We start from the raw sequence: 5732 nt of genomic DNA on the forward strand, positions 1-5732 counted from the left end.
CGCAGCACCGCGCGAGCGGTGCTGCGCTATCAGTGTAATAGACAGAATAGGCCAATAGTGCGCTACACAGAATCTGTCTATTGTTGTCCACCGACATTCTGTGTAGCATCATCGCTGACGACCTCCTGTGCCCCGGACTTTGACCTACCCTCACGGAGAACCTACCCCATGCCGGAAGTCACGTCAAGTAGAATCTCAAGCCCGGCCCAGCCGGAAGCGATCCAGCGGTTTTGGGACAAGTATCTGGCGCTTCTGCACCGTTGCGGGGTCAAACCGCCTGCGGACCGGTGGTATGTCCGACACGCGGAACGGTATATCGAGTCGCTGCCGGGACGTCGCCTGGGCGAGCATCGGCCGGCGGACGTGACTGGCCACCTGGCCGATCTCGGCAGACTAGGCAGAATGCAGGACTGGCCGTTCCGGCAGGCGGTCGATGCTTTACAGAAACTCTTTGAACTGGTCGGGGTGTCCTGGCTGCACGAGGTGGATTGGCGGTATTGGCGGGAATCGGCTCGATCGCTGCCCGCCGATCATCCGACCCTTGCCCGTTCACTGCCCCTTGGGGACGGGGCTGCCGCGGACGCCCGTCACGCGCCGGGAGGTGGGACGGGGATTGGTGCGGGTTGCGCAGTGATCGAGCGTCTGGTGACAGTCATCCGCCAGCGGAATTATTCGATCCGTACCGAGGAGGCGTATCGCTCCTGGACGCTACGGTTTCTGACCTTTATCGGCGGCCGTGATCCGGGGGATGCCGGCGCTACGGAGGTCGCCGCCTTTCTGGAGACCTTGGCAGTGCAGGGGAAGGTGGCGGCAAGCACGCAGAATCAGGCCCTGAACGCTTTGGTGTTCCTGTATGGGCAGGTGCTGGAGCGGCCCTTGGGCGACATGGGGACGTTTCAGCGGGCCCGGCGTCCGCGGCACTTGCCCGTGGTGCTGACGCCGGGCGAGGTGGGGCGGTTGTTGGAGAATCTCGAGGGGACTTATCATCTGATGGCATCGCTGCTGTATGGCACGGGGATGCGGTTGATGGAGTGTCTGCGGCTGCGGGTGAAAGATGTGGATTTCGACTATCGGCAGATCGTGGTGCGGGACGGGAAGGGGCAGAAGGATCGGGTGGTGCCCTTGCCAGATCGGCTGATCGATCCCCTGCGGGCGCACCTGGAACGGGTCAGGGCGCTGCACGAGGCGGATGTGCAAGCGGGTCATGGGGAGGTCTATCTGCCGTTCGCGCTGGCCAACAAGTATCCGGGCGCGCCCAGGGAGTGGGGGTGGCAATACCTCTTGCCGAGCGGCAGGCTATCGGTGGACCCCCGCGGCGGGGTGACGCGGCGCCACCATTTGCATGAGAACAGCTTGCAGAAGGCCGTGAAGCAGGCCGCCATCCGCGCACACCTGACGAAGCCGGTGAACTGCCATGCGCTGCGGCATAGCTTCGCCACGCATCTGTTGGCGTCGGGATACGACATTCGCACCGTGCAGGATCTGTTGGGCCATGCCGATGTGTCCACCACCATGATCTACACGCACGTGCTCAACCGCGGCGGCAAGGGGGTGCGGAGCCCCCTGGATGCGTTGTAGATCGCCGCCTGGAGGGAGGATCGTGAACAGCGGATTCCGTCGCACGCCATCCGGCTTACGCTCGCTGGTCGGCGAGTCTTTCGCTACTCTGTCCCGTGGCGAGCGGACGGCCATGAACGACATTTCCCTGATGCCACGCATCAAGTTCCGCGGGCTAACGGTCATGACTTTTCCAGGCACCCCCGATCATGGAAGTCATGACCGTTTCCCCTCACCCCCTGATCCCTCTCCCGCGAGTGGAGAGGGGAGATTCGAGAGTCGCTCGCGACTTCCATAGTAAGGAAAACCGGAATGCTCCGTTTTGCTGCCAACCTGAGCTTGATGTACCCGGACCTGCCGTTCCTCGAACGCTTCGCCGCCGCTGCCGCGGATGGCTTCGAAGGCGTCGAGTGCCTGTTTCCCTATGACTACCCGGCAGAAGAGATTGCCACCCAACTGCAGACGCATGGCCTGCAACAGGCCCTGTTCAATCTGCCGCCGGGCGACTGGTCGGCCGGCGAACGGGGCATTGCCTGCCTGCCCGGCCGCCATGTCGAATTCGCTGCGGGCGTCGAGCAGGCGTTACACTATGCGCGGGTGCTCGGCAACGAACGCCTCCACGTGATGGCCGGCATCCCCAGGTCGGGAATGAGCAGGGCAGCCTGCCGCGATACCTACCTCAGCAATTTGCGACTCGCCTGCGCGCTGGCCGCCGCCGAAGGCCGCATGGTATTGATCGAGCCGATCAATACGCGTGATATGCCCGGCTATTTCCTGAATCGGCAGGACGAGGCACACGCCATTGTCGCTGCGGTCGGCGCCGACAATCTCAAGGTGCAGATGGACTTCTATCATCTGCAGATCGTCGAGGGCGACATCGCCATGAAGTATCGCCAGTACCAGGCGGGTATCGGCCACCTGCAGATCGCGGGCGTCCCCGAGCGCAACGAACCCGACAGTGGCGAAGTCAATTACCCCTATCTGTTCGAAATGCTCGACGCCAGTGGCTACGACGGCTGGGTCGGCTGCGAGTACCGCCCGCGCGCCGACACCTCGGCCGGCCTGGGCTGGCTGCGCGCCTGGCGCAAACGGCCTTGATCCGTAAAGCGTTGCCGCGAGAGAATCTCCACGCACTGGCATGGCTGCGGACGATGGCCTTGGGTGATCGCGGAGGCGTCGGGCAGAGGCCGAAACTGGCGACGAAAGCCGAGAGGGCGTGGCCTGATTTGCGATAGAATCACCTCCTCATCGTCGACCGGCGCAGTTGGGGCGCTGGCATCTGACGCCCCGGTCGACGGATTATTTCTGATTCCTTCCGGGCATCCGAGGAAAACACTCCAGGAAAACCAAGATGACGGCAACAATCCTCGACGGCAACGCGCTGGCGAAAAAACTGCGCGCCGATTTCAAGACGCGTGCCGAAGCGCTCCTGGCCAGCCGCGGCATCCGCCCTGGCCTGGCGGTGATTCTGGTTGGAGAGGACGCCGCTTCGCAGGTCTATGTGCGCAACAAGGTGAATGCCTGTGCACAGGCCGGTTTCCACTCGGATAAGATCCTCTATGCGCCCGACGTCGAGCCGCAACGGGTCTTCGACAGGATCGCCGAACTCAATGCCGACCCGAAGATACACGGCATCCTCGTGCAGTTGCCATTGCCGAAGCACTTCGACAGCGACGCGGTGCTCAAGGCGATCTCCCCCGGCAAGGATGTCGATGGTTTTCACGCCGAGAACGTCGGCGCCCTGATGCAGGGTCACCCGCGCTTCATCCCCTGTACGCCCTATGGCGTGATGAAGTTCCTTGCCGAGGCAGGCATCGATCTCAAGGGCAAGGAAGCGGTGATCCTCGGGCGCTCGAACATCGTCGGCAAGCCGATGGCGATGTTGCTGATGCAGGCCAGCGCAACGGTCACCATCTGTCATTCGCAGACCCGCGACCTGGCCGTTCACACACGCCGCGCCGACATCCTCGTCGCCGCGCTCGGCAAGGCGCGTTTCGTCACCGCCGAGATGGTCAAACCGGGTGCTGTGGTCATCGACGTCGGCATCAACCGCCTGCCCGACGGCAAACTCTGCGGCGACGTCGATTTTGCCGCGGTCAGCGAAGTCGCCTCGGCGATCACGCCGGTGCCCGGCGGCGTCGGGCCGATGACCATCACCATGCTGCTCGCCAACACCCTTGAAGCCGCCGAAAGAGAGGCCCATTGATGGCGCAACGCGAACCGCTGGTCGGCGTGGTCATGGGCTCCGATTCCGACTGGCCGACCATGCAGGCGGCTGCGGTGATACTCAAGGAGTTTGGCGTGCCCTTCGAAGCGCGCGTCGTTTCGGCGCATCGCACCCCGGATCTGCTGTTCGAATACGCGGCCGCGGCCGGCCAGCGCGGACTGAAAGCCATCATCGCTGGCGCCGGCGGCGCCGCCCATTTGCCGGGAATGCTGGCGGCCAAGACCACCGTGCCGGTACTCGGCGTGCCGGTGCAATCGAAAGCCCTGTCCGGTCAGGATTCGCTGCTCTCGATCGTACAGATGCCGAAGGGGATTCCGGTGGCCACTTTCGCCATTGGCGAAGCCGGCGCTGCCAATGCCGCCTTGTTCGCCGTCGCCATGCTGGCCACCGGCGATCCGGCGCTCGCCCGGCGCCTCGGCGACTTCCGTCGTGCACAGGCCGAGAAGGTGATGGCCATGAAGCTGCCGGAGGTGTGAGCGGCATTCCTGATCAGTCGCCCAAACGACTTTCCCGGTACAGCACGATGATTCTTCCCCCAGCAATTCTCGGAATGCTTGGCGGCGGTCAACTCGGCCGCTTCTTCGTTGCTGCAGCGCACGAGATGGGCTACCCCGTCTGGGTCCTCGACCCCGACCCACACAGTCCTGCGGCGCTGATCGCCGACCGTCATCTGCTGGCAGCGTACGAGGATTTTGCAGCACTGGACGAGCTGGCGCAGGGCTGCGCGGCCATCAGCACCGAGTTCGAGAACGTCCCGGCCGGCACCCTCGACTATCTCGACAAGTTCGTGGTCGTGCGCCCCTCGGCCGCCGCGGTCAGCGTCTGCCAGAACCGCATCGCCGAAAAGACCTTTCTGCGCGACCAGGGACTGCCACACGCCGCCTTCGCCGCGGTGCACAGTGAACAGGAACTGCGCGAGGCCGCTGCCGATCTTTTCCCCGGAATCCTGAAAGTCGCCCGCTTCGGTTACGACGGCAAGGGACAGGCTTTGGTCGCCAATCCTGAACAGGCGATTGCCGCTTTCCAGCAGTTCAAGGGCGAGACCTGTGTGCTCGAACAGCGACTCGCCCTCGATTACGAGGTTTCAGTGGTCCTGGCGCGCGACGAAAGCGGCATCGTGACGAGCTTTCCGGCCGCCGAGAACAGTCACCGCAAGGGCATTCTCGATGTCTCTGTGGTCCCGGCGCGTGCATCGACCGAACTGCGTGCCGAGGCCGCTGCACTTGCTGCCAGGATTGCCGAGGGCTTGGGCTATATCGGCACCCTGGCCGTCGAGTTCTTTGTCGTACGCGGCGAACTATTGATCAATGAAATGGCCCCGCGCCCGCACAACAGCGGTCATTACACCCTCGACGCCTGCCTCACCAGTCAGTACGAACAGCAAGTGCGTGCCCTGTGCAGCCTGCCGCTCGGCGAAACGCGGGCGCACTCGGCCGCGGTGATGGTCAATCTGCTCGGTGATCTCTGGTATGAAACGACCCCGACCGGCCATCACTACCGCGAGCCCGACTGGTCGAAACTGTACGCTTTTTCAACCCTCAAGCTGCATCTCTACGGCAAGCATCACGCCCGTCCCGGTCGCAAGATGGGGCACTTCACCGTTCTCGATGGCGACCCGGAACGTGCCCGGCAAGTCGCGATGGCCGCGCGCGCCGCGATCGGGATCGTCGATGCACCCTGAAAAAAACGACCTCGATCGTGCCGTAGCGCTGCTGCAAGCCGGCGAACTGGTTGCCTTTCCGACCGAGACGGTCTATGGCCTCGGTGCCGATGCCGCCAACCCGGTCGCTGTCGCCCGGATCTTTGCGGCCAAGCGGCGACCGGCCGATCACCCGCTGATCGTACACCTGCCGGCTGACGGCTATCTCGACCGCTGGGCGCGGGACATTCCCAGCGCCGCCTGGGAACTCGCGGAAGCCTTCTGGCCCGGCCCGCTGACCCTGATCCT

6 protein-coding genes are annotated in these 5732 nt (G+C 63.9%); all 6 read left to right on the forward strand.

Annotated features, from left to right (window positions below; all coding sequences use genetic code 11):
* Positions 1-168 precede the first annotated feature (168 nt).
* Complete coding sequence (locus CAPSK01_RS12165; protein ID WP_273703593.1) at positions 169-1578, forward strand: integron integrase; 1410 nt, start codon at positions 169-171, stop codon at positions 1576-1578.
* 291 nt (positions 1579-1869) lie between these two features.
* Positions 1870-2655 (forward strand): 2-oxo-tetronate isomerase, encoded by a 786-nt coding sequence (gene otnI, locus CAPSK01_RS12170; RefSeq protein WP_034926883.1) that lies wholly within the window; start codon positions 1870-1872, stop codon positions 2653-2655.
* 253 nt (positions 2656-2908) lie between these two features.
* Positions 2909-3763 (forward strand): bifunctional methylenetetrahydrofolate dehydrogenase/methenyltetrahydrofolate cyclohydrolase FolD, encoded by an 855-nt coding sequence (gene folD / locus CAPSK01_RS12175; protein WP_034926886.1) that lies wholly within the window; start codon positions 2909-2911, stop codon positions 3761-3763.
* On the forward strand, positions 3763-4260 hold the full coding sequence (gene purE / locus CAPSK01_RS12180) for a 5-(carboxyamino)imidazole ribonucleotide mutase (protein WP_034926888.1): 498 nt from the start codon (positions 3763-3765) through the stop codon (positions 4258-4260). Before folD ends, purE begins: the two co-directional genes overlap by 1 nt.
* Before the next feature lie 47 nt (positions 4261-4307).
* A complete protein-coding gene (locus CAPSK01_RS12185) occupies positions 4308-5465 on the forward strand; it encodes a 5-(carboxyamino)imidazole ribonucleotide synthase (protein ID WP_034926899.1) in 1158 nt (385 codons plus the stop codon).
* The coding region (locus tag CAPSK01_RS12190; RefSeq protein ID WP_034926891.1) for an L-threonylcarbamoyladenylate synthase at positions 5455-5732 on the forward strand (278 nt) is incomplete at its 3' end. The genes CAPSK01_RS12185 and CAPSK01_RS12190, both read left to right, overlap by 11 nt.

This window comes from Candidatus Accumulibacter vicinus (assembly GCF_000584955.1).
GTDB lineage: Bacteria > Pseudomonadota > Gammaproteobacteria > Burkholderiales > Rhodocyclaceae > Accumulibacter > Accumulibacter vicinus.

What these genes read in the sequence shown, in the direction of transcription:
- CAPSK01_RS12165 (WP_273703593.1), top strand. Translation starts at nt 169, where the DNA reads ATGCCGGAAGTCACGTCAAGTAGAATCTCAAGCCCGGCCCAGCCGGAA.
- otnI (WP_034926883.1), top strand. Translation starts at nt 1,870, where the DNA reads ATGCTCCGTTTTGCTGCCAACCTGAGCTTGATGTACCCGGACCTGCCG.
- folD (WP_034926886.1), top strand. Translation starts at nt 2,909, where the DNA reads ATGACGGCAACAATCCTCGACGGCAACGCGCTGGCGAAAAAACTGCGC.
- purE (WP_034926888.1), top strand. Translation starts at nt 3,763, where the DNA reads ATGGCGCAACGCGAACCGCTGGTCGGCGTGGTCATGGGCTCCGATTCC.
- CAPSK01_RS12185 (WP_034926899.1), top strand. Translation starts at nt 4,308, where the DNA reads ATGATTCTTCCCCCAGCAATTCTCGGAATGCTTGGCGGCGGTCAACTC.